The organism is Lentzea sp. NPDC003310 (assembly GCF_040610935.1).
In the GTDB taxonomy this organism is placed as follows: Bacteria; Actinomycetota; Actinomycetes; order Mycobacteriales; family Pseudonocardiaceae; genus Lentzea.
Genome location: NZ_JBEXNC010000012.1, coordinates 18,247 through 41,350, shown reverse-complemented (window position 1 = coordinate 41,350; position 23,104 = coordinate 18,247). Strand labels below are relative to the sequence as shown.

At 71.2% G+C, this 23,104-nt stretch carries 25 protein-coding genes; 15 read left to right on the top strand and 10 right to left on the bottom strand.

Annotated features, from left to right (window positions below; all coding sequences use genetic code 11):
* Positions 1–12: 12 nt before the first annotated feature.
* Both ABZX02_RS25040 and ABZX02_RS25035 read right to left on the bottom strand, forming a co-directional pair.
* On the bottom strand, positions 13–1,104 hold the full coding sequence (locus ABZX02_RS25040; RefSeq protein WP_355301160.1) for an RES domain-containing protein: 1,092 nt from the start codon (positions 1,102–1,104) through the stop codon (positions 13–15).
* 4 nt (positions 1,105–1,108) lie between these two features.
* Positions 1,109–1,741, bottom strand: coding sequence for a hypothetical protein (locus ABZX02_RS25035; RefSeq protein WP_355301159.1), 633 nt, complete (start codon positions 1,739–1,741; stop codon positions 1,109–1,111).
* 299 nt (positions 1,742–2,040) lie between these two features.
* Here ABZX02_RS25035 and ABZX02_RS25030 point away from each other — a divergent pair, with 299 nt between their 5' ends.
* Complete coding sequence (locus ABZX02_RS25030) at positions 2,041–2,220, top strand: hypothetical protein (protein ID WP_355301157.1); 180 nt, start codon at positions 2,041–2,043, stop codon at positions 2,218–2,220.
* Here ABZX02_RS25030 and ABZX02_RS25025 read toward each other — a convergent pair.
* Both ABZX02_RS25025 and kstR read right to left on the bottom strand, forming a co-directional pair.
* Positions 2,192–2,593, bottom strand: coding sequence for an MmpS family transport accessory protein (locus ABZX02_RS25025; protein ID WP_355301155.1), 402 nt, complete (start codon positions 2,591–2,593; stop codon positions 2,192–2,194). The genes ABZX02_RS25030 and ABZX02_RS25025 overlap by 29 nt on opposite strands.
* Positions 2,594–2,669: 76 nt before the next feature.
* Positions 2,670–3,245 (bottom strand): cholesterol catabolism transcriptional regulator KstR, encoded by a 576-nt coding sequence (kstR, locus tag ABZX02_RS25020; protein ID WP_245786411.1) that lies wholly within the window; start codon positions 3,243–3,245, stop codon positions 2,670–2,672.
* A gap of 160 nt (positions 3,246–3,405) precedes the next feature.
* Here kstR and ABZX02_RS25015 point away from each other — a divergent pair, with 160 nt between their 5' ends.
* From ABZX02_RS25015 to ABZX02_RS24990, 6 genes are read left to right on the top strand one after another with little or no spacing between them, the layout of a single operon-like run.
* A complete protein-coding gene (locus tag ABZX02_RS25015; RefSeq protein WP_355301153.1) occupies positions 3,406–5,301 on the top strand; it encodes an acyl-CoA dehydrogenase family protein in 1,896 nt (631 codons plus the stop codon).
* Positions 5,302–6,264: an acyl-CoA dehydrogenase family protein gene (locus ABZX02_RS25010; RefSeq protein WP_355301151.1), complete on the top strand. Its 963-nt coding sequence runs from the start codon at positions 5,302–5,304 to the stop codon at positions 6,262–6,264. It abuts the gene before it with no gap.
* Positions 6,254–7,381: an acyl-CoA dehydrogenase family protein gene (locus tag ABZX02_RS25005; RefSeq protein WP_355301149.1), complete on the top strand. Its 1,128-nt coding sequence runs from the start codon at positions 6,254–6,256 to the stop codon at positions 7,379–7,381. Before ABZX02_RS25010 ends, ABZX02_RS25005 begins: the two co-directional genes overlap by 11 nt.
* Positions 7,378–8,268: an OB-fold domain-containing protein gene (locus tag ABZX02_RS25000; RefSeq protein ID WP_355301147.1), complete on the top strand. Its 891-nt coding sequence runs from the start codon at positions 7,378–7,380 to the stop codon at positions 8,266–8,268. The genes ABZX02_RS25005 and ABZX02_RS25000 overlap by 4 nt, the downstream gene beginning before the upstream one ends.
* Positions 8,255–8,638: a MaoC family dehydratase gene (locus ABZX02_RS24995; RefSeq protein WP_355301145.1), complete on the top strand. Its 384-nt coding sequence runs from the start codon at positions 8,255–8,257 to the stop codon at positions 8,636–8,638. Before ABZX02_RS25000 ends, ABZX02_RS24995 begins: the two co-directional genes overlap by 14 nt.
* A complete protein-coding gene (locus ABZX02_RS24990; protein ID WP_355301143.1) occupies positions 8,635–9,777 on the top strand; it encodes a lipid-transfer protein in 1,143 nt (380 codons plus the stop codon). Before ABZX02_RS24995 ends, ABZX02_RS24990 begins: the two co-directional genes overlap by 4 nt.
* Here the strand turns inward: ABZX02_RS24990 and ABZX02_RS24985 are convergent.
* The 5 genes from ABZX02_RS24985 to ABZX02_RS24965 are packed head-to-tail and all read right to left on the bottom strand — an operon-like array spanning position 9,757 to position 14,487.
* Positions 9,757–10,590, bottom strand: a complete 834-nt coding sequence (locus tag ABZX02_RS24985) for a MaoC/PaaZ C-terminal domain-containing protein (RefSeq protein WP_355301142.1) — start codon at positions 10,588–10,590, stop codon at positions 9,757–9,759. The two genes, ABZX02_RS24990 and ABZX02_RS24985, sit on opposite strands and share 21 nt — an antisense overlap.
* A 10-nt stretch (positions 10,591–10,600) precedes the next feature.
* Complete coding sequence (locus tag ABZX02_RS24980; protein ID WP_355301140.1) at positions 10,601–11,563, bottom strand: ferredoxin--NADP reductase; 963 nt, start codon at positions 11,561–11,563, stop codon at positions 10,601–10,603.
* Positions 11,556–11,795, bottom strand: coding sequence for a hypothetical protein (locus ABZX02_RS24975; RefSeq protein WP_355301138.1), 240 nt, complete (start codon positions 11,793–11,795; stop codon positions 11,556–11,558). Before ABZX02_RS24975 ends, ABZX02_RS24980 begins: the two co-directional genes overlap by 8 nt.
* The gene (locus ABZX02_RS24970; protein ID WP_355301136.1) at positions 11,792–12,919 is read right to left on the bottom strand and encodes a Rieske 2Fe-2S domain-containing protein; all 1,128 of its coding nucleotides are present in this window, start codon (positions 12,917–12,919) and stop codon (positions 11,792–11,794) included. The genes ABZX02_RS24975 and ABZX02_RS24970 overlap by 4 nt, the downstream gene beginning before the upstream one ends.
* Entirely contained in the window at positions 12,916–14,487 is a 1,572-nt protein-coding gene (locus tag ABZX02_RS24965) for an FAD-dependent oxidoreductase (RefSeq protein ID WP_355301134.1), read from the bottom strand. Before ABZX02_RS24965 ends, ABZX02_RS24970 begins: the two co-directional genes overlap by 4 nt.
* A gap of 114 nt (positions 14,488–14,601) precedes the next feature.
* On the opposite strand from ABZX02_RS24965, the gene ABZX02_RS24960 reads away from it, so the two are divergent.
* From ABZX02_RS24960 to hsaB, 8 genes are read left to right on the top strand one after another with little or no spacing between them, the layout of a single operon-like run.
* Entirely contained in the window at positions 14,602–16,059 is a 1,458-nt protein-coding gene (locus tag ABZX02_RS24960; protein WP_355301132.1) for an FAD-binding protein, read from the top strand.
* Entirely contained in the window at positions 16,053–16,823 is a 771-nt protein-coding gene (locus ABZX02_RS24955) for a 2-keto-4-pentenoate hydratase (RefSeq protein WP_355301130.1), read from the top strand. Before ABZX02_RS24960 ends, ABZX02_RS24955 begins: the two co-directional genes overlap by 7 nt.
* A 10-nt stretch (positions 16,824–16,833) precedes the next feature.
* A complete protein-coding gene (locus ABZX02_RS24950; RefSeq protein WP_355301128.1) occupies positions 16,834–17,712 on the top strand; it encodes an acetaldehyde dehydrogenase (acetylating) in 879 nt (292 codons plus the stop codon).
* A complete protein-coding gene (gene dmpG, locus ABZX02_RS24945) occupies positions 17,678–18,688 on the top strand; it encodes a 4-hydroxy-2-oxovalerate aldolase (protein ID WP_355301126.1) in 1,011 nt (336 codons plus the stop codon). The genes ABZX02_RS24950 and dmpG overlap by 35 nt, the downstream gene beginning before the upstream one ends.
* Positions 18,685–19,851 carry a 3-hydroxy-9,10-secoandrosta-1,3,5(10)-triene-9,17-dione monooxygenase oxygenase subunit gene (gene hsaA / locus ABZX02_RS24940; RefSeq protein ID WP_355301125.1) on the top strand — a complete coding sequence of 389 codons (1,167 nt, stop codon included), beginning with the start codon at positions 18,685–18,687 and terminating at the stop codon, positions 19,849–19,851. The genes dmpG and hsaA overlap by 4 nt, the downstream gene beginning before the upstream one ends.
* Before the next feature lie 10 nt (positions 19,852–19,861).
* Positions 19,862–20,671: a 4,5:9,10-diseco-3-hydroxy-5,9,17-trioxoandrosta-1(10),2-diene-4-oate hydrolase gene (gene hsaD / locus ABZX02_RS24935; RefSeq protein WP_355301123.1), complete on the top strand. Its 810-nt coding sequence runs from the start codon at positions 19,862–19,864 to the stop codon at positions 20,669–20,671.
* Positions 20,671–21,573, top strand: coding sequence for an iron-dependent extradiol dioxygenase HsaC (hsaC, locus tag ABZX02_RS24930; RefSeq protein ID WP_355301121.1), 903 nt, complete (start codon positions 20,671–20,673; stop codon positions 21,571–21,573). Before hsaD ends, hsaC begins: the two co-directional genes overlap by 1 nt.
* Positions 21,573–22,124: a 3-hydroxy-9,10-secoandrosta-1,3,5(10)-triene-9,17-dione monooxygenase reductase subunit gene (gene hsaB, locus ABZX02_RS24925; protein WP_355301120.1), complete on the top strand. Its 552-nt coding sequence runs from the start codon at positions 21,573–21,575 to the stop codon at positions 22,122–22,124. The genes hsaC and hsaB overlap by 1 nt, the downstream gene beginning before the upstream one ends.
* 159 nt (positions 22,125–22,283) lie before the next feature.
* Here hsaB and ABZX02_RS24920 read toward each other — a convergent pair whose 3' ends face one another.
* Entirely contained in the window at positions 22,284–23,090 is an 807-nt protein-coding gene (locus tag ABZX02_RS24920; protein ID WP_355301118.1) for a class I SAM-dependent methyltransferase, read from the bottom strand.
* Positions 23,091–23,104: the final 14 nt, after the last annotated feature.

Genomic DNA, 23,104 nt, shown 5'->3' with positions numbered 1-23,104 from the left:
CGGGGCGCCCGCCTACTCACCGGCCAGGTCGTCCACCAGCCGCGCGACGTCCGGCTCGCCGCACCCGCGCCGCAGGTGGTGGGACGGCGCGTCCGCCAGGTGCGCGAGGTCGGGCGGCAACACGCCTTTGTCGAGCGAGAAGCGCAGTCCGACGAGCACTGGGACGACCTCGCGTTCCGCCTGGTGCGCCAGCACCAGTTCGCGGCGCACGCGGTCCTCCGGGTCGTCCAGCAGCCGCACCCCGTCGGCGTCCGTCAGGTTCTCCCAGTGCCTGCCCACCAGTGCGATCACCGTCTCGCACCCGCGCACGGCCTGCTCGACCGCCGTGGCGTGCTCCGGTGCCGGGCGCGCGTCGCGGAACACCGCCTGCTCGCCGAACCGCCCGCTCAGTTCCCGGTGCAGCAGTTCGGGAACCGCCTCGGCGTCGGCGCCGCGGTAACTGATGAAGAAGCGGGGACCGGTGGGCGACGGCGGGGCGACCCGCACACCGTGCGGCTCCAGCACTTCCGCCAGCCACGGCAGGTGCTCCGGCGCGTCGAGCGCCCGTGCTTCCCCTGTCGAGGCGGGCGCCTCGCACCGGTCGTCGAACAGCACGATCGTCTCGCGCGGGCTGTCGGCGGCCGACTGCCAGAGCAGGCCGTCCGCCCACGGCACCTGGTCGTGCAGCCAGGCGGCCCACTCCCTGGTCGTGCCGAACCGGTGCGGAGGGGCGGTCGTGAGCCACCTGTCCTGGTGCACCCCGTCGAGGTCCTGCGCGGAGTACAGGCGGACGAGGTTCAGCTCGGCGGTGGTGCGCACCTCCGACAGGACCTGGCCCGCGAGCGCGGCGCGCGGCAGGATCCGCCGCAGGCCCGGGGTGCCCGCGAACTCGCGCAGGAACCGTTCCGCGACAGCGGTCTCCGGTGCGGCGGACAGGCAGAGGGTCCGGTGCGCGGCACCGGCGCCCGCGTCGAACCGGCCGCCGCCGAACACCCCGCGGTGCCGCGGGTCGAACACCCCGGCGTCGCGCGCGGCGGGGTGCACGCGGAAGAACACCCGGCCGGCGGGGACGATCTCGCGCACGGGGTGGCCGGTGAGCCACGGCGGAGGCGGGTGGTCCGGCACCGGGTCAACCCTCCACGACCGCGACGGCGGCGGTCACCAGCACGTCGTCCGGCAGGCGGTCGACGAGGTCGAACGGCGGTCCGGCGAGCCAGACGTTCGTGCTGAACCACCAGTCCGCCGCGCCCCACGGGTCGTCGTGCGCGCGCAACACCCGGTTCACCCGCACCACGACCTCCAACGGCTCGCCGCATTCGTCGAACTGGAACAGCGGCACCGCCGCGGTGCCGTCGTCGCGCGGCAGCCGGATCACCCCGGGCACGTCGACCACGTGCCCGTGCGCGCGCAGCTTCGCCGCCGACTCCCAGTCGTGGGTCAGGATCCGCTCCTCGGCGCTGCGCGGGCGTCCGAACCGCAGCGGGTCGCCCGACAACGAGACCAGCAGGCGGTCCAGGCTCGCCACCTCCTCGGCGCTCGTGCGCCGCGGGCCCGCCTCGGCGAACACCGGGTCGTCGTGCGGCAGGCGTTCGCCGAGGATCCGGGTGAGCGCGTGCGCGAGGGCCACGCGCTGGGAGGCCTTGGCGGCGGACCGCACGGCGCCCACCAGTTCGCGCACCTGCCTGCGCCCGTCGTCGCCGAGCAGACCGGTCACCCTGTCCCAGTCCGCCACGAGCGCGCCGATGATGTGCCGCGTCGCCACCGCCACCACTCCCGATCTCGTGCTGACGATTGTGCCTCGCGGGCACCGGGAATGTTCGGACAGAAACAGGACAGTTGCCGGTCGCCGGACACGACAGGGGATCAGGCTGGGTCGACCGGCGTGCCGCCGGCGCGAGGCCCACCACCACAGGGGTTTGAGGAGCTGGGCAGGCAGATCCCGGGACGTGCAGCCGGCACGAGGTCCACCACCGCAGGGTTTGAGGCGGGGCCGGGCAGGCCGATCCCCGAACACGCGGCCGGCACCTGGGGGTCCGGCGCTGGGGGAAGGGAGCGGCCGTCGTGTCGCCACGCTGGAAGCAAGCGTCGATCGTGCTCGGCCTGGTCCTGCTGGGGGTGGTGGTGGGGGCGGTGTGCGCCCTGCTCGGGATCGAGCGCCCGGCGGTCTACGTGGTCCTGGCCGCCGTCGTGCTGGTCGTGGTGCCGCCGCTGGTCAGGCGCCGAGAGCGGCGTCGCAGGTGACCGTCTCGCCCGGCTTGCCGGTCTTCGCCGCGAGCTCCTTCACCCCGTCCAGCAGGATGCGGCACGTCAGCGCCTGAGCGCCGCGGGGTGTCGCGGACACCTTCGCCGTCTCCCGGGCGTTGACGACGACCTCGAGCTGCCACGGCAACGGCTTCTCGGTGGTCACGGTCTGCGGGCGCTGGTTGCGGTACCGGGTGGCGGACTCCGCGTACGTGACCTCCGCGAGCGTCTCGGCGGGCTCCGCCGACACCTCGTAGGTGATGGCCCAGGCCTTGCCGGTCAACGTCGTCCAGCCGCCGAAGTGGTTCACCAGCAGCACGGTGCCGCCGCCCACCACGCCCAGCACGGCGAGGACGACCAGGAGCGTCTTCATAGGACAGACGGTAGTCACGGCCGGACGCACCGGCATCGTTCAGCGGAGTGACTCGCGGGTCATCCCGCAGGACGACTCACTTGAGCAGCAGGCGGACCGTGAGCTCGAGGCGGTTCGCGACGTCGGTCGCGGTGGCGCGGCGGGTGACCCAGGCGACCAGGTTCGACAGCCACACGTCGCTGATCACGCGGGCGATGGCCTTCTGCTCGTCCGTGGCCGGCTCGTCGCTCATCGCCTTGGTGAACATGGACTCCATCAGCAGCGAGACCCGGTCGATCTCGGCGCCCGCCGACGCGTCGGCGAAGGTGAACGCGCGCGTCATCGCCTCGGTGAGGTGCGGGTTGCGCTGCAGCCCGCGGGTGATGCGGCCGAGGACGAACAGCACGCGCTCGTACGGCGACTCGCCGGGCACGGTGGTGCGGTCCATCTTCTCCTGGGCGCGCTCCAGCTCCACGGCGAGGCTCGACACCAGCAGGTGGACCTTCGAGGGGAAGTAGCGGTACAACGTGCCCAGCGCGACGTCCGCCCGGTCCGCCACCGCGCGCATCTGGACGGCGTCGAACCCGCCCTTGGACGCCAGCGCGATGGTCGCGTCGACGATCCGCTTGCGACGTTCGCGCTGTGCGGCCGAGCTGAGCTCGTCGCCCGCCATGAGCGCGTCCGTGCGCGACTTCGAAGGTGACACGGAGATGATCCTCCTGAAACGTGTTGCAGCTGCCTCCGCATCATACTCGATCGGTTTCGCAGCCATGATCTGTTGCTCGAAATAGAACACGTTCTATAAACTTCTTCACGTCCTGTGAGGAGGCCGCATGCCGATCGCCACGACCGGGGAACAGCGCGCGCTGCGCGACAGCGTGGACGCCGCCAAGGGTGAGTGGGCCGATCTCGTCAAGGTCGGGTTCTTCGAGGTGACGCGGGAGGGCGGCACGGTCGCCGATCTCGCGGTGATGCTGGAGCGGGCCGCCGAGAACCTGGTTCCCGGGCCGTTGCTGCCCACGGCCCTGGTGTCGGTGCTGTTCCCGGACTTCGAGGGGGTCGCGGGGTTCGGTTTCAGTGCCGGTCACGTGGTGGGCGCGGCCGAAGCGACGCACATGTTGCTCAGAGCGGACAACTGGATGCTCGTGCCCGCCGGGCAGGTCACGGTGACACCGCTGGAAGCCGTGGACCACTCACGTTCGCTGGCCTCGGTCGTCGTCGACGCGCCCGGTGACGCCGTCGCCGACCCGACCGACCTCGCCGTGACGCTGATGGCCGCGGAGGCGAGCGGGGTCGCGGCGTGGTGTCTGAACACCGCTGTGGAGTACGCGAAGCAGCGCTTGCAGTTCGGGCGCGTCATCGGGTCCTTCCAGGCGGTGAAACACCTCTGCGTCGAGATGCTGTGCCGGGCGGAGCAGGCCTCGTCGGTCGCGTGGGACGCGGCGCGAACCGGTGGTGAAGACCCGTTGGCGGCGGCGGTCGCGGGTGCGGTGGCGTTCGACGCGGCGGTGCGCAACGCCAAGGACTGCATCCAGGTGCTCGGCGGCATCGGCTTCACCTGGGAGCACGACGCGCACCGCTACCTGCGCCGGGCGGTGGCGCTGCAACAACTCGCGGGCGGCGTGGCCTTCTGGCGTCGGCGGGTGGCGGAGCTCGCGCTGGCCGGGTCCCGCCGCTCGTACTCGCTGGACGTCGAACGCGATCCCGAGGTGGCGGCGTTCGCCGAGGAGATCGCCGGGCTCGACCCCGCGGGGCAGCGGGAACGGCTGGCGGACAGCGGTTTCCTGGCGCCGCACTGGCCGAGGCCGTACGGGCAGGACGCCGGCCAGGCGCGGCAGCTGGTCATCGACAGCGAGTTCGCCCGCGCCGGGGTCCGCCGTCCGGACCTGGTCATCGGCGGCTGGGCCGGCCCGACGATCCTGCGCCACGGGACCCCCGAGCAGCAGGCGCGGTTCGTGCCGCCGACGCTGAGCGGTGAGCTGACCTGGTGCCAGCTGTTCAGCGAACCCGAGGCGGGCTCGGACCTGGCGTCGTTGCGCACCAGGGCCGACCGCGTCGAGGGCGGCTGGCAGCTGACCGGGCAGAAGGTGTGGACGTCGCTCGCGCACCAGGCCGACTGGGCGATCTGCCTGGCCCGCACGGACTTCGGCGTCCCGAAACACAAGGGGATCACGTACTTCCTGGTCGACATGCGGTCGGCCGGCGTGGACGTGCGGCCGTTGCGCGAGATCACCGGCGACGCGCGGTTCAACGAGGTCTTCCTCGACGAGGTGTTCGTGCCGGACGACTGCGTGGTCGGCGAGGTGAACGACGGCTGGCGGCTCGCCCGCACGACCCTCGCCAACGAACGCGTCGCGATGGGCTCGGCCCTGGGCGAACCCCTCGAACAGGTGCTGAGGTCACCGGCCGCTGCCGAGCACGCCGAACGGCTGGGTGCGCTGGTGGCGCAGGGTTTGGCGGTGTCGCTGCTGGACCTGCGGGCGAGCCTGCGGGTGCTGAGCGGGCAGGGGCCGGGTGCGGAGTCGAGCGTGCGCAAGCTCGTCGGCGTGCGGCAGCGGCAGGACGTCGCGGAGTTCGCGGTCGAGCTGCTCGGGCCGGACGGTGCCGCCGACGGCGCGGAGGTGTACGAGTTCCTGCTGAGCCGCTGCCTGAGCATCGCGGGCGGGACGACGCAGGTGTTGATGAACCTGGCAGGCGAGCGGATTCTCGGCTTACCGAGGGAGCCCTAGATGGATTTCCAGCTCGACGAGACCCAGCAGGAGATCGCCCGGTTGGCGGCCGACGTGCTGGGCAGGGAGAGCGACACCCCGTGGAAGGCGTTGGGGGAGGCGGGACTGCTGGCCCTGGCCGTTCCGGAACGGCTCGGCGGTGACGGGCTCGGCGTGCTGGAGACGGCCGTGCTGCTCACCGAGGTCGGCCGGCGGGCGGTGGACGTGCCGGCGCTGGCCACGCTCGCGCTGGGGGTGCTGCCGATCGCCCGCCACGGCACCGACGAGCAGCAGGACGCGTTGCTGCCGTTGGTGACCGAGCAGCACGGCGTGCTGACCGCGGCGTTGAGCGAACCGTCGCACCCGCTGCCCGCCAGACCGGCGACGACGGCGGGACCGGACGGCATCACCGGCGTGAAGATCAACGTGCCGTTCGCGGCCGAGGCGCGACGGATCCTGGTCAGCACGGACGCGGGTGTGTTCGTCGTCGACCCGGCTCAACCAGGTGTGTCCATTGTGGACGGGACGGTCCGGCTGGAGGGTGCTTGCGGCGAGCTGCTGGAGGGCGCGGCCGACGACCTCCGCCGGTTCGCGCTCGTCGGCGCGTGCGCGGTGGCGGACGGCGTCCTGGCCGGAGCCCTCGACCTCACCGTGCAGCACGTCGCCACCCGCCACCAGTTCGGCAAGCCGCTGGCCACCTTCCAGACCGCGGCCTGCCTCGTCGCGGACGTCTACATCGCCTCCCGCACGCTGCACCTGGCCGCGCTGACCGCCGCGTGGAGCCTCGACGACGCCGACCTCGACACCGCCGCGTACTGGCTCGCGGCGGAGGCCCTGCCGGCCGTGCACACCTGCCACCACCTGCACGGCGGCCTCGGGCTCGACATCACCTACCCGATGCACCGCTACTACGGCGCGGCCAAGGAGCTGACGCGGTTCGTCGGCGGAGTGGAGCACCGCTTGGGGGCCATCGATGTTCATTGACCTCACCGCGGAGCAGCGCGCGTTGCGCGACGAGCTCCGCGAGTACTTCGCGACCGTCATGTCCGACGCCGAACGCGAGGCGATGCTCACCGAACGGCACGGCGCGACGTACCGCGAGCTCGTGAAGCGCCTCGGCCGCGACGGACGGCTCGGCGTCGGCTGGCCGCGGGAGTACGGCGGACTCGGCTTCGGGCCGGTCGAGCAGCAGATCTTCGTCAACGAGGCGGCCCGCGCGGACGTGCCGCTGCCGTACGTGACGCTGCAGACCGTCGGCCCCACGCTGCAGACCTACGGCACACAGGAGCAGAAGGACTTCTTCCTGCCGAAGATCCTCAGCGGCGACCTGCACTTCGCCATCGGGTACACCGAACCCGAGGCCGGCACGGACCTGGCCGCGTTGCGCACCAAGGCAGTCCTCGACGGGGACCACTACGTCGTCAACGGCCAGAAGATCTTCACGACCGGTGGTCACGACGCCGACTACGTGTGGCTCGCCTGCCGGACCGGTGCGCCGGACTCGCGGCACAAGGGCATCACGATCCTCATCGCCGACACCACCGATCCCGGCTACTCGTGGACGCCGATCATCACGTGCGACGGCGCGCACCACGTCAACGCCACCTACTACAACGACGTCCGGGTGCCGGAGAACCGCCGCGTCGGCGAGGAGAACAAGGGCTGGCGCCTCATCACCACGCAGCTCAACCACGAGCGCGTCATGCTCGGCCCGTCCGGCCGCATCGGGGCGTTGATCGAGCGCGTGCACGGCTGGGCGGCGGAGCGGGAGCTGCTCGGCGAACCGGACGTCCGGCGGGCGCTCGCCGAGGCACGTGCCGTGCACCGCGTGAACGAGCTGCTGAACTGGCAGGTCGCGAGCGGCGAACTGGAGGTCGCGGACGCGAGCGCCACCAAGGTGTTCGCGGCCGACCGGACCCAGCGCGTCGGCCGCCTGCTGGAGGAGCTGGTCGGCCGCCACGGCGCGGACGGGGAGCTGGTGCGCTGGCTCGACGTCCAGGCGCGGCGCAACCTCGTGCTGACGTTCGGCGGCGGGGTGCAGGAGATCCAGCGCGAACTGATCGCCAACATCGGACTGGGACTGCCACGGGTGGTGCGATGACCGACATCGAGAAGGAGGCAGCGCGCATCGCCGAACAGGGCGAGTGCGCACCGCGGCTGGCACGGGACCCGGTCAACCAGCCGATGATCAACAACTGGCTGGAGGCCATCGGCGACCGGCACCCCGGCTACGACGGCGTCGCGCCGCCCGCGATGGTGCAGGTGTGGACGATGGCCGGGCTGCACGGCCAGCGCACGCTCGACGACCCGCTCGGGCAGATGATGACCGTCCTCGACGAGGCCGGGTACACCTCGGTGGTCGCGACGAACAGTGACCAGACCTACCACCGGTACTTGAAGGTCGGCGAGCAGCTATCGGTGACGACGAGCCTGGAGGACGTCACCGGGCCGAAGCGGACGGGCCTGGGCGAGGGCTGGTTCGTGACGACCCGCAGCACGTGGTGGGTCGGGGACGAGGCCGTCGCCGAGATGCGGTTCCGGGTGCTGAAGTTCAAGCCCGCCGCCAGGCCCGAACCGAAGCCCGAGGAGCCGAAGGCGCTCCAAGCCATTCGCCCGTCCGTCAACCGCGACACCGAGTACTTCTGGGAGGGCACCCGGCAGGGCGAGCTGCGCATCCAGCGGTGCGGCGGGTGCGGGCTCCTGCGCCACCCGCCGGGCCCGATGTGCCCGGAGTGCGGTGCCACCAAACCGACCTACCTGGTCTCGGACGGCCACGGCGTGATCTACAGCTACGTCGTGCACCACCACCCGCAGGTGCCGGGCAAGCGGACCCCGTTCGTCATCGCCCTCGTCGAACTCGACGAGGGCGTGCGGATGCTGGGCGAGTTCGACGGGGAGCCCGCCATCGGGCAGCGCGTCGAGGTCGTGTTCACCAAGGTCGACGACGAGCTGACCATGCCGAGCTGGAGGCCCCGTGCGGATCGGTGATTCCCTGCCCGAGTGGCACGTCGAGGCCACCCCGACGTTCGTGATCAGCACCGCGCTGGCCACCCGCGACTTCCAGGACGTCCACCACGACCGCGACCTGGCGGTCCAGCGCGGGTCGAAGGACATCTTCATCAACATCCTCACCACCACCGGACTCGTGCAGCGCTACGTCACGGACTGGGCGGGCCCGGAAGTCCTGGTGCGCCAGGTGAACATCAAACTCGGCGCACCCTGCTTCGCCTACGACACGCTGAAGTTCTTCGGCCAGGTCGTCGGGCGCGAGGAGCAGGACCTGACCATCGAGGTCGTCGGCCGCACCGACCACGGCGACCACGTCACCGGAACCGTGCGGATCGAGGTGCCCGCGTGAACGCCGCGATCGTCGGGATCGGCGCGACCGACTTCTCCAAGGACTCCGGCCGCAGCGAGCTCCAGCTCGCCGCCGAGGCCGTCCGGGCCGGACTCGCGGACGCCGGCCTGGACCCGTCCGATGTGGACGGACTGGTCAGCTTCACCATGGACACCAACGCCGAGATCGCCGTCGCGCGCGAGCTCGGCATCCCGGAGCTGACGTTCTTCAGCCGCGTCCACTACGGCGGTGGAGCCGCGTGCGCCACGGTCCAGCAGGCCGCGATGGCCGTCGAGACCGGCGCGGCGAAGGTCGTGGTCTGCTACCGGGCGTTCAACGAGCGGTCGGGACACCGGTTCGGGCAGGTGCAGACGGCGGCGGCCGCCAACATCGACAACAGCTGGTCGTACCCGATGGGGCTGGGCACCCCGGCGGCGATGGTCGCCATGTTCGCCCGCCGGTACATGCACGAGTACGGGGCGACGTCCGAGGACTTCGGCCGGATCGCGGTGATCGACCGCAAGCACGCCGCCACCAACCCGCACGCCTGGTTCCACGGCCGGCCGATCACGCTGGACGACCACCAGGCGTCGCGCTGGATCGCCGAACCGCTGCGGCTGCTGGACTGCTGCCAGGAGAGCGACGGCGGGGTGGCGCTCGTGGTCACGTCGGCCGAGCGCGCGCGAGACCTGCCGAACAAGGCCGCGCACGTGCGGGCGGCGACCCAGGGCAGCGGCGCCGACCAGTTCACGATGACGAGCTACTACCGCGACGACCTGACCCGTCTGCCCGAGATGGGCGTGGTGGCGCGGGGTCTGTGGGAGAGGTCGGGGATCGGTCCGTCCGATGTGGACGTCGCCGTGCTCTACGACCACTTCACGCCGTTCGTCCTGGTGCAGCTGGAGGAGCTGGGCTTCTGCGGCAGGGGAGAGGCCAAGGACTTCGTCGCGTCCGGTGCGCTCGAGCTGGACGGCGCACTGCCGCTCAACCCGCACGGCGGCCAGCTCGGCGAGGCCTACCTGCACGGCATGAACGGCATCGCCGAAGGCGTCCGGCAGATCCGCGGCACGGCGGTGAACCAGGTCGCGGACGTCCAGCACGTCCTGGTCACCGCCGGCACCGGCGTCCCGACCAGCGGCCTAGTCCTCGGCCAGGGTTAGCAGCGCGTCGGTCAGCACGGGGCGGTCCCCGGCGGACGTCGTCACGACGAGCCGCGGACCGTCCCGCCACACCCTGGTCGTCAGCGTCTCGCCGGGGAAGACCACGCCCGCGAACTTCACCCCGAACGACCTCACCTGCTCCGGCCCGTCGAGCACCGCGTCGACCACCGCCCTGCACACCACGCCGTACGTGCACAGCCCGTGCAGGATCGGCGCGTCGAACCCGGCCGCGGCGGCGAACTCCGGGTCGGCGTGCAGCGGGTTGCGGTCGCCGCAGAGCCGGTACAGGTAGGCCTGCTGCGGCAGGGTCGGGGTCTCGATCACGTGGTCCGGCTCGCGGTCCGGCACCTCGACCCTGCCGGACGGTCCGCGATCCCCGCCGAACCCGCCCTCGCCGCGGGCGAAGATGCTCGACCGGGTCGTGAACAGCGCGTCGCCGCCGGGGGTGAACGCCGTCGCCTCCTGCACGATCACCGCGGCCTTGCCCTTGTCCCACACATCGGAGATCCGCGTCCGCAGCACGGCCTCGCCCGACGCCGGCAGCGGCGCTGGCACGGTGATCTCCTGCGTGCCGTGCAGCACCCGCGCGAGGTCGATGTCGACGCCGGGGAACGACACCACCGGCGCGGCCGTCTCGTGGAAGCGCGGCGCGACCACACCGAACGTGGGCAGCACCCGCAACCCCCGCTCGTAGACGTAGCGGAGCTCCGTCGCGCCCAGCGCCAGGTGGTAGAGCAGCACGTCGGACTCGGCCCAGGAGAACTTCACCTCGGGCAGCTCCGCCCCGACGGCGACGGCGGGATCGATCGGCATCAGGCGCCCCTCACTCGTAGCTGATCTTCACGGTGTCGGTGACCGGGACCGACTGGCACGCCAGCACGATGCCCTCGGCGATGTCCTCGGAGTCGAGCACGTCGTTGTTCAGCATCTTCACCTCGCCCTCGACCAGCCGGCAGGCGCACGCGCTGCACGCGCCCTCGCGGCACGAGTACGGCGCGTCGAGGCCGTTGTCCAGCAACAGGTCCAGCAGCTTCGTCCGGGCGGGCCACGGGAACCGGTGCCGCTCACCGTCCAGCTCCACCTCGACCACGGCGTCGGGCCGGTCGTCGACCAGCGGCTCGACCGAGGAGAACGGATCACTCGACAGCGACACGAACTTCTCGACGTGCACGACCGGAACGTCGTGCAACGCCTGGCGCGCCGCCTCCATGAACGGCGCCGGCCCGCACACGAACGCCTCGTCGCACGGACGGACGAACGCCCGCAGCCCGTGCGGCAGGCCCTGCACCGACTCCAGCCAGTGCACGACGGTCAGCCGGTCCGGGTGCGCGCGGGCCAGCTCGGCCAGCTCGGCCGCGAAGATCACCGACGACTCGTCCCGGTTGGCGTAGAACAGGAACACCCTCCCGGAGCCACCCGTCAGCACGGCCCGGATGATCGACATGACCGGTGTGATCCCGCTGCCCGCGGCGAACGCGAGCAGCGTGCCGTCGAGCGACGAGGGCGTGAACACCCCGGCCGGGGCCAGCACGTCGAGCTCCATGCCCGCGCGCAGCTCGGAGCACATCCAGCGCGACCCGTACCCGTCAGGCGTGCGCTTGACGGTGATCTTCAGCGGCTCGCCCGGTGCGCTCGACAGCGAGTAGCAGCGGGCCACCTCGCCCGCCCGCACGGTCAGGAACTGGCCCGGCCGCGGGGAGAACGAGGCACCCGACAGCACGAACGAGCGCGCGTCGGCGGTCTCCTCGACCACGGCCTCGACCCGCAGCCGGTGCACCTCAGCCATCGGCGACCTCCAGGAACCCCTCGCGCACGGCCTTCTCGATGCTGTCGCGCAACCGCAGGCACGTCGGCACCAGCGCGGCCCGCGCACCGCACAGCTCGGGGCAGTCGCGCGTGTCCGAAAGCCACTGCACCGACGTGTGCTGCGGGCTGTTCTTCTTGACCAGCACCCGGTTCCCGCAGTCGCAGCCCACCGGAACCATGCCCCCGACCAGGAACTCGTCGCGCTCGCTCACGTCGCCTGCTCCTGACGGGCGAGGTTCTCGGCGACCTCCTTCTCCCAGACCTCGATCGCCCGGCTCGTGTCGACCTCGAACTCGAAGCGCCGCACCATGTCGTCGCTGACGTCCTCGACGTCCACGTAGAACTGCTCGTACCAGCGCCGCAGCTGGTAGACCGGCCCGTCCTCCTCGCACAGCAACGGGTTGTCGACGCGCGACTTGTTCTGCCAGATCTCCACGTCCTGCAGGAACCCGACGCCGATGCCACGCGCGAACTTCGCCGCGATCTTGTCCGCGTGCACGTCGTCCACGCCCGGCAGCTTCTTCACGATCGCGCCCCACTGGAGCTTGAACGACGTCGGCGAGATCGGGTAGTGGCAGTTGATCAGGACCGTCTCGATCTCCAGTCCCTTGTAGTCGTTCCACAGGTAGTCGATCATGTACGACGGCCCGTAGTACGCCGCCTCCGAGCGCACCTCGACGTCTCCGGTGTAGTTCGACCCCATCGCCACGTCCGGACGGCCGCGGGTGGTCAGGTACTGCGAGGCGACGTGGCCCTCCATCACGTTCTTGAAGTACGTCGGGAACGCGAAGTGGATGTAGAAGAAGTGGGCCATGTCGACGACGTTGTCGATGATCTCGCGGCAGTTCGCGCCGTCGATCACGACGGAGTCCCAGGTCCAGTTGCTCCACTCGTCGCTGAACGCCGACTCGATGCGCGGGATCGTGACGTGCTCGGGCGGTGGGTTGCCCTGCGGGTCGTTCCACACGAAGAGCTGCTTGTTCTCCTCCAACGTGATCCACGACCGCGTGCGCGCCCGCAGCGGAACCCGCTTGGCATAAGGGATGTCGACGCAGCGGCCGTTGCCCGCCCAGCGCCAGTCGTGGAACGGGCAGGCGATGGTGTTGCCCTTGACCGTGCCCTGGGTGAGGTCGCCACCCATGTGCCGGCAGTACCCGTCCAGCACGTTAATCTTGCCGTCGTCGGTCGCGAACACCACGAGCTTCGTGCCGAACGCCTCGACGGCGTGGGGTTTGCCGTCGCGGAAGTGGCTCGCGAGGCCGAGGCAGTGCCAGCCGCGCGCGAACCGGGCCGGCGGCGCGCCCGCGTCGATCGTCCGCACACCGTCCTGCGTCATCGCTCTCCTCCAGAGATGTCGAGGCCGGCGAGGTACCCGAACGTCATCGCCGGTCCGAGGGTGGCGCCCGCGCCCGCGTAGGTGTGGCCCATGACCTGGGCGCTGGTGTTGCCCGCCGCGTACAGGCCGTCGATCACCGACCCGTCCTCGCGCAGCACGCGCGCCCGGGTGTCGGTGCGCAGGCCGCCCTTGGTGCCGAGGTCGCCGGGCACGATCCGGACCGCGTAGAACGGGCCGGTGGTCAGCGGCGCGAGGTTGGGGTTGGGCTTGGTGCGCGGATCGCCGTAGTAGCGGTCGTAGGCGCTGTCACCGCGGTGGAAGTCGGTGTCCCTGCCGTCGACGGCCAAGGTGTTGAACCGCCGCACGGTGTCCACGAGCTCGGGAAGGTCCGCGGCCTGCGCGAGCTCTTCGAGAGTCGGCGCGGTGAGCACGGATTCTTTCCAGCGCCGGGGGAGCGGGCGGCGCGGCGGGATGCCGCAGAACGGGTAGCGGCCGCGGTAGGACTGGTCGAACACGAGCCAGGTGTCGCCGGTCATCGCGTTGACCACGTCGATGTAGGGAGCGGCCTCGTTCACGAACCGGCGACCGGTCCGGTCGACCAGCACGCAACCGGGCAGCGACCGTTCGGCGAGCAGGAAGTACGGGCCGCGCGGCAGCGGCACCGACGGTCCCCACCAGGCGTCGTCCATCAGACCGACGGCCGCTCCGGCCCGTTGCCCGGCCTCGATGCCGTCGCCGGTGTTGGCCTTCGCGCCGACCGTCCACTCGGTACCGATGTTCTGGTGTTGTTTGCGCAGCTGCTCGTTGTGCTCGAACCCGCCCGCTGCCAGCACGACGTGCCTCGCGGAGAGGATCTTCTCGCCGACGAGGATCCCGGCCACCCGGCCGTTCTCGAAGTGCAGGTCGGTCATGGCGGTGCCGAGCCTGATCTCGACGTCCAGCTCCTTGAGCCCTGCCCTGAGCCCGGCCGACAGGGCCTGGCCCATGGTGAGGCGGCGGCCCGGCAGGAACCGGCGGGCGAAGACCTTGGCGGCGGTGACGATGCCGCGCGGGTGCCGCCCGATCAGCGTCAGCCACCGGTAGTCGGTCTGGGTGATCACGATGCCGGCCGGCGTCGGCACGTACGGCGGTTCGAGGTCGGCGATCTCCGCGCCGAGCAGTTTCGTGTTGAACGGCAGCGGCTCGACCGAACGGCCGCGCGGCTGGCCGCCGGGCGCCTCCGGGTAGTAGTCGGCGTACTCGCGGACCCAGCGGAACCTCAGCGGCGTGTTCGCCACGACGAACGCGAGCATCGCGGGTCCTCCGTCGAGGAACGCCTGCCGCAGGTCGGCCGGGACCTCGGGGGCGATGTGCGCCAGGTACTCGCTCGCCCGCTGCGGCGAGTCGGGCACGCCGTTGGCGGCGACCACGGCGTTGTTCGGCACCCAGATGCCGCCGCCCGACCGCGCGGTGGAGCCGCCGTAGTGCTCGGCCTTCTCGACGATCAGGGTCTTCAAGCCGTGTCGAGCGGTGCAGAGCGCGGCTGTCATACCCGCCGCGCCGCTGCCGACGACGATCACGTCGTACATCGCACCTCCCCGGAGCTCAGACTAGAACAGGTTATAGTTCTGAGGCGGTTTGGCGCTATGGTGTAGGAGTTCCAGGCAAGTCGACTCACCAAGAACCTGTTTCTGGAGGGTTGCGTGGAAGTCACCGCTGACGTGGTCGTCGTCGGCTTCGGCGCGGCCGGCGCGTGCGCCGCCGTCGAGGCTGCGGCGTCCGGTGCGTCCGTGGTGGTGCTGGACCGGTTCGGCGGTGGCGGTGCGACCGCGTTGTCCGGCGGCGTGGTCTACGCGGGTGGCGGGACGCGGCAGCAGGTCGAGGCCGGGGTCGCCGACTCGGTCGACGCGATGTACGCCTACCTCCAGCACGAGGTCCGGGACGCGGTCTCGCCCGCCACGCTGCGACGGTTCTGCGACGACAGCGCGTCGATGCTGGCCTGGCTGGAACACCTCGGCGTGCCGTTCGACGCGCGGGTCGCGCCGTTCAAGACCTCGTACCCGACCGACGACTACTACCTCTACCTCTCCGGCAGCGAGGACGCCTGGCCCGACCCGGCGCCACGCGGGCACCGGACCAGGGCGAAGGGCACGTCGGGCAGGGAGTTCTTCAGTCGCCTGGCCCAGGCGACCCGGCGCGCGGGCGTGCGGGTCATGCCGCAGACCCGAGCCTTGGAACTGGTCCAGGAGAACGGCCGCGTCACCGGCGTGCGGTGCCGCACGCTCACCGGCCTGCCGCGACTGCTCCACCGCGCTTTGTCCAGGGCGGGCGCCAAACCGTGGCTCTACTACCCGCCTTTGGGCAGGAGGCTGTTCGGGCTGGCCGCACGGCTCGAACGGTTCGGCCGGCCGCTGGTGATCACCGCTGGGCAGGGCGTGGTCATCGCGGCCGGCGGTTTCATCGCGGACCGGGCGCTGGTGCACGAGCACGCCCCGGCCCATCGCGGCGGCCTCGCGCTCGGCACGCCCGGCGACGACGGCGCGGGCATCCGGCTCGGCGTCGCCGCCGGTGGGAAGACCGCGCGCATGGACAAGATCTCGGTGTGGCGGTTCGTCACGCCGCCCAGCGCGTTGCAGCGCGGGGTCCTGGTCGACTCGGCCGGGCGGCGGTTCGGTGACGCGAAGCTCTACGGCGCGGCCAACGGGAGTGAGATCGTCGCGCGCGGCGGCAAGGCGTGGCTGCTGATCGACGACGAGATCCTCCAGGTGGCGAAGGCGCAGGTGAAGACCCAGACCGCGCCGTTCCAGCGCTGGCAGGTCCGCTACCTGCTCGGCCGCGGCCTCGTCACCGCGCCGACGATCGAGGCTGTGGCCGCGAAGGCCGGGATCGGTGTGCCGGAGGCGGTCGGCACACCGCCCTACTCGTTGATCGACGTGTCGGTGCGCGCGGGGTTCGGCTACCCGTGCCCGATGCTCACGCTCGGCGGACTCGTCGTGGACGAGGACACCGGTCAGGTGCAGGGGGTTCCGGGTCTGTACGCGGCGGGCCGGTCGGCGGTCGGGGTGTGCTCGGAGTCCTACGTCAGCGGCCTGGCGCTCGCCGACTGCGTCTTCTCGGGCCGGCGTGCGGGACAGAACGTGGTGAAGGAGGCCAGGTGCTGACGACCCAGAACAGGGAGGCCGCCGCGGAGCTGCTGCGCGCGGCCGAACGCGACCGCGTGCCGATCAGGCCGCTGGTGGAGCTGTACCCCGAGATCGACGTGGTGGACGCCTACGAGATCCAGCTGCTCAACGTCCGCCACCGCAACCGGGACGTCATCGGCCACAAGGTCGGGCTCTCCTCGCTCGCGATGCAGCAGATGATGGGCGTCGACGAACCCGACTACGGCCACCTCCTCGACGACATGCAGCTCGCGGGCACCGCGGACGCCTCGGCCTACCTCTACCCGCGGGTCGAGGTGGAGATCGCGTTCCTGCTGGCCCGCGACCTGCCCGGCGAGGGCTGCACGATCGAGGACGTGCTGGACGCGACGGAGTTCGTCGCGCCGGCCATCGAGCTGATCGACAGCCGGATCGAGAACTGGCGGATCGGGCTGCAGGACACCATCGCGGACAACGCGTCGTCGGCCGGGTTCATGCTCGGCTCCGAGCGCGTGCGTCCGTCCGAACTGGACATCGGCGCGGTGGCGGCCACGTTGCGGCGCAACGGCGAGGTGGTCGCGGAAGGACGCGGTGACGCCGTGCTGGGCGATCCGGCGATCGCGGTGGCGTGGCTCGCGCAGAAGGTCGCGAGCTTCGGCGTCCGGCTGCTCGCGGGCGACATCGTGCTGCCCGGGTCGTGCACGCGCGCCATCGACGCGAGGCCCGGCGACGAGTTCCACGCCGAGTTCACCGGACTCGGATCCGTTGACCTGAAGTTCGAATAGGGGTGACTGGGTGAAGGCGGCCATCGTCGGCTCCGGCAACATCGGCACCGACCTGCTCTACAAGCTCCTGCGCTCGGACGCGCTGGAACCGCGCTGGATGGTGGGCATCGACCCGACCAGCGAGGGCCTGCGGCGCGCGGCCGACCGGGGGCTCGAGGTGTCGGTCGACGGCGCGGAGTGGTTGCTCCGCCAGGACGAGCTGCCGGACATCGTCTTCGAGGCGACGTCCGCGGCGGTGCACCGGGCGAACGCCCCGCGCTACGCCGAGGCGGGCATCCGGGCGGTCGACCTGACCCCCGCCGCGGTCGGCCCGTACGTCGTGCCGCCGGTGAACCTCGGCGAGCACCGGGACGCCCCCAACATCAACCTGATCACCTGCGGTGGCCAGGCCACGATCCCCATGGTGCACGCCGTGTCGCGGGTCGTGCCGGTGTCGTACGCGGAGATCGTCGCGAGCGTCGCCTCGGTGTCGGCGGGGCCGGGCACGCGGGCCAACATCGACGAGTTCACCCGCACCACCAGTCGCGGCATCGAGGCGATCGGGGGTGCCGAACGGGGCAAGGCGATCATCGTGCTGAACCCGGCCGACCCGCCGATGATCATGCGCGACACGATCTTCTGCGCGATCCCCGAGGACACCGATCCGGACCCGATCACGGACTCGATCGCGCGGATGGAGACCGACATCCGGTCGTACGTCCCGGGATTCCGGCTGCTGCGCGAACCGCAGTACGACGCGGGCCGGGTCGCGATCTTCGTGGAGGTCGCGGGCGCGGGCGACTTCCTGCCGGAGTACGCCGGGAACCTCGACATCATGACGGCCGCCGCGACCAAGGTGGGGGAGGAGATCGCCCGTGCAGCTCAGATTGACCGACACGTCACTGCGTGACGGCTCGCACCACAAGCGGCACCAGTTCACGGCCGAGGACGTGCGCTCGATCGTCGCGGCCCTGGACGGCGCCGGGGTGCCGGTGATCGAGGTGACGCACGGCGACGGGCTGGGCGGGTCGTCGTTCAACTACGGCTTCAGCCACACCCCCGAGCAGGAGCTGATCAAGGTCGCGGTGGAGACGGCCCAGCAGGCCAAGATCGCCGTGCTGATGCTGCCGGGCGTCGGGGTGAAGGACGACATCCTGGTGTCGCAGGACAACGGCGCCTCGATCGTCCGGATCGCCACGCACTGCACCGAGGCCGACGTCTCCGTGCAGCACTTCGCATTGGCTCGCGAACGCGGCCTGGAGACCGTCGGATTCCTGATGATGGCGCACTCCCAACCGCCGGAGGCGTTGGCGAAGCAGGCGCGGATCATGGCCGACGCGGGCTGCCAGTGCGTCTACGTCGTCGACTCGGCCGGAGCCCTCGTGCTGGAACAGGTCTCCGAGCGGGTGGAGGCGCTGGTCGCGGAACTCGGCTCGGACGCCGAGGTCGGCTTCCACGGGCACGAGAACCTCGGCCTGAGCGTCGCGAACTCCGTCGCCGCGGCACGGGCCGGCGCGCGCCAGATCGACGGCAGCGTGCGCGGGTTCGGTGCGGGCGCGGGGAACACGCCCCTCGAGGCGTTCGTCGGCGTGTGCGACAAGCTCGGTTTCGAGACCGGCGTCGACTTCTTCAAGATCGTGGACGCGGCCGAGGACGTCGTCCGGCCCGTCATGCCCGAGGAGTGCCTGCTCGACCGGATGGCGCTGATGATGGGGTACGCGGGCGTCTACTCCAGCTTCCTCAAACACGCTTACACGCAGGCACAACGCTACGGCGTGTCCGGCGCGCAGATCCTCGTCCGCGCGGGTGAGCGCAAGCTCGTCGGCGGCCAGGAGGACCAGCTGATCGACATCGCACTGGAGCTGAGCAGGGAGAAAGTCCGATGAGCGAGGAAATCCTCGGCAAGGTGCGGGAACTGCTGCCCGCGCTCGCCGACCGCGCGGCCGAGGCGGAGGAGCTGCGCCGGGTGCCGCCGGAGTCGGTGAAGGCGTTGCAGGAGGCCGGGTTCTTCCGGATGCTGCAGCCCGCGCGCTACGGCGGCCACGAGTCGCACCCGCTCGACTTCTACCGCGCCGTGCGGATGATCGGCAGCGCGTGCGGGTCGACGGGCTGGGTCGCGTCGGTGCTGGGCGTGCACCCGTGGCACGTCGGGCTGTTCGACGACCGGGCGCAGGCCGAGGTCTTCGGTGAGGACCAGGACACGCGGATCTCGTCCTCCTACGCGCCGACCGGCCGTGCCACGGCGGTGGAGGGCGGGTTCCGGTTCAGCGGCAAGTGGAGCTTCTCGTCGGGCTGCGACCACGCGACGTGGGTGCTGCTCGGCGGTCTCGTGATGAACGACGAGGGCAAGCCGGTCGACTTCCGCACGTTCCTGCTGCCGATCTCCGACTACACGATCAACGACGTGTGGGACACGGTCGGCCTGCGCGGCACGGGCAGCAACGACATCGTGGTGGACGACGTGTTCGTGCCGGAGCACCGGGCGCTGAGCATGCAGCACACCGCGCGCTGCAAGTGCCCCGGCCAGGAGGTCAACCCCGGGCCGTTGTTCCGCATGCCGTACGGCACGATCCACCCGTACGCGGTGACGGCGCCGATCATCGGCATGGCGACCGGGGCGTACGCGCTGCACGTCGACGCGACCCGGGAACGCGTCCGGGCGGCGTACCTCGGCGAGAAGTCGATCGACGACCCGTTCGCGCAGGTGCGGATCGCGACGGCGGCGGCCGACATCGACGTGGCGTGGTGGACGCTCGAGAAGGACATCAGCGAGGAGTGGGCGCACGCCGTGGCGGAGACGAGGATCCCGCTCGACCTGCGCCTGCGGGCCCGGCGCGACCAGGTGCTCGGCAGCGGGCGGGCGCTCGCCGCGATCGACCTGCTCTTCGAGAGCGCGGGCGGCAAGGCGATCAACGCCGGACTGCCGTTGCCCCGCTTCTGGCGCGACGCGCACGCCGCACGGGTGCACGCGGGCAACGACCCGGAGCGCGTGCTCGTGCTGTACGGCAAGAACGAGCTCGGCATCCAGGTCCGCGACGGGCTGTTCTGAGGGGGCTTTGGTGAGCGTACGACTGCACTACCACGAAGCCGGTGCCGACAATGCCGAGACGCTGGTCATGCTGCACGGCGGCGGGCCGGGCGCGTCGGCGATGTCGAACTTCCGCGCGAACGTCCCGGTGTTCGCGAAGTCGTTCCGGGTGCTCGCCGTCGACATGCCGGGCTACGGCCAGTCGGACAAGCCCGCCGAGCACGACCAGTACTTCTCCTTCGCCGCCAGGGCGTTGAAAGACCTGCTGGACTCGTTGGGGGTCGAGCAGGCGCACATCCTGGGCAACTCCCTGGGCGGTGGCACGGCGGTCCGGTTCGCTCTCGACTTCGGGAAACGAGCCGGCCGGTTGGTCCTGATGGGGCCGGGAGGGTTGTCGCTCAACGTCTTCTCGCCCGACCCGACCGAGGGCGTGCGCAAGCTCAGCGCGTTCGCGCGGACCCCCACGCGGGAGAAGATCGAGGAGTTCCTGCGGATCATGGTGTTCGACCAGTCGCTGATCACCGAGGAGCTGATCGACGAACGGTTCGAGGCGGCGCGGCAGCCGGAGTCGTTGCGGGCGATGGCCGCGCTGGGCAAGTCGTTCTCCGGCCCGGACTTCGAGCAGGGCATGCTCTGGCGCGAGGCTTATCGGTTGCGCCAACGGGTGTTGCTGGTGTGGGGCCGCGAGGACCGCGTGAACCCGCTCGACGGCGCGTTGCTCGCCACGAAGCTGATCCCGCGCGCACAGCTGCACGTGTTCGGCGGGTGCGGGCACTGGGCGCAGCTGGAGAAGTTCGACGAGTTCAACAGGCTCGCCCTCGACTTCCTGACGGAGGCGTGATGGGAATCCGGTCGCTGGGGTACCTGCGGATCGAGGCCACCGACATGGACCGGTGGCGCGAGTTCGCGCTGAAGATCCTCGGCATGGTCGAGGGCAAGGGGACGACGCCCGGCGCGTTGTACCTGCGGATGGACGACTTCCCGGCCCGACTGGTGATCGTGCCGGGCGACACCGACCGGCTGCAGGCCTCCGGCTGGGAGGCCGCGACCGAGGCGGAACTGGAGGAGGTCGCGAAACGCCTTGCCTCGGCCGGGGTCGCCTACGTCGAGGGCACCGCGGAGGACCTGGCGGAACGGCGGGTGAACGGACTGATCCGGTTCGAGGACCCGTCCGGCAACACGCTGGAGGTCTTCCACGGCGCGGCTTTGGAGCACCGGCGGGTCGTGTCCCCGTACGGGCACCGGTTCGTGACGGAGGAGCAGGGCCTCGGGCACGTCGTGCTGTCCACTTCGGACGACGAGGCCGCCCTGCACTTCTACCGCGACGTGCTGGGCTTCCGGCTGCGCGACTCGATGCGCCTGCCCCCGCAGTTCGTCGGCAGGCCCGCCGACGGACCGCCCGCGTGGCTGCGGTTCTTCGGCTGCAACCCGCGCCACCACAGCCTCGCGTTCCTGCCGATGCCGACGCCGAGCGGCATCGTGCACCTGATGGTCGAGGTCGAGAACACCGACGACGTGGGCCTGACGCTCGACCGCGCGCTGCGGCGCAAGGTGCCGATGTCGGCCACGCTGGGCCGGCACGTCAACGACCTGATGTTGTCGTTCTACATGAAGACGCCCGGCGGGTTCGACGTCGAGTTCGGTTGCGAGGGACGGCAGGTGTCCGATGAGGACTGGATCGCACGCGAGAGCACGGCGGTGAGCCTGTGGGGACACGACTTCAGCGTGGGCTTCCAGAAGTAATGCGGTCAGAGGCAGGAGCCCGCTACCGCTCCGTGCTCGGGCACTTCTGCACCGGGGTGACGGTGGTGACCGGCATGTCCGCCGACGGCCCGGTCGGGTTCGCCTGCCAGGCGTTCGCGGCGCTGTCGCTGGACCCGCCGCTGGTCGTCTTCTGTCCACAACGGACCTCGCGGAGCTGGGCGGCGATGGCGTCGTCCGGCTCGTTCTGCGTGAACGTGCTGGCGGAGGACCAGCGGGAGATCTCCACGGTGTTCGGCCGCGCGGGTGCGGACAAGTTCGCCGGCATCTCGTGGACCCCGTCCCCGACCGGCGCACCGGTGCTCGACGGCGCGCTGACGTGGGTCGACTGCGAGGTGTCGGTGGTGCACGACGCCGGTGACCACCACATGGTCGTCGGCGCGGTGGTGGAGCTCGGACCGGTGCGCGAGGCGCAGCCGCTGCTGTTCTACCGCGGCCGCTACGCCTCGCACGCCGAGCTGGACACCCGCGGGTGGTCCGGCGAGGTCCTGGACAACCTGCTGACGTGGCAGCGCCAGTCGGAGTGGAGTTAGTGCCGTGACGGTGGGTCTGCGGCGCTCGGCGGGTGGTGCCGCGCCCGTTGGTGGTCACGGCACCGGCGCCGGTTTCCGGCGCTCAGCGGGGCGTGCTGCGCCCGTCCGTGGTCACGGCGCCAGGCTCCGGTGCTCAGCAGGTCGTGCCGGGCCCGGTGGTCATGGCACCCGCGCCGTGACGAGCCAGCACGCCGCCGGGATCCGCACCTCGTCGTCGTGCACGAACCCGTCGAACGCCTTCCGCACCCCGTCCATCAACGAACCGCGCTCCTCCTCCGGCGCCTCTCTCAGAGCGCGCGACACCGGCCCCATGTTGCTCAGGTACGGCACCAGCAGGTCCGCGGGCATGGTGCACGTCCGGTCCACCGGCGTGACCTCGACTCCGGTCCACCCGGCCTCACCCAGCACCGCGCGGGTGTGGTCCGGGTCCGCGAGCGAGTGCGGGCCCGGCCCGTTCGGGTCCGGTGCCGGGGCGTCGGGCGCCAGCCTGGCCGCGACCTCGGAGGCGGTGGTCATGAACGGGTTCTCGTCCCGGCCGCGCCACGTCACGAAGCCGAGCTCGCCGCTGGCGGCCTTGCGCAGGTTCGCGAAGGCGGCGGTGGGGTCCGCGAAGAACATCACCCCGAACCGGCTCACGACCAGGTCGAAGTCGGTGTCGAAGGCGTGCACCTGCGCGTCGGCCCTGACGAACTCCGCCTTGCCGTGCGCACGCGCCGCCGCCAGCATCGACTCGGCGATGTCGACGCCCACGCAGCTCGCGCCGGTGGCGTCCGCGATCGCCCTCGTGACCGCGCCCGTGCCGCAGCCGACGTCGAGCACCCTGGTGCGCGGCCGTTGCCTCGCGACCTCCACGAGCAGGTCCTCGAACGGCTTCAGCACCAGACCCACGATGTCCTGCGCCTGCGCCCAGCCCTCCCCGGCGGTGTTCCACCAGGTGGCCTGCTCGCTGTTCACCTCAGATGTCATGCTCCTACCGTCCT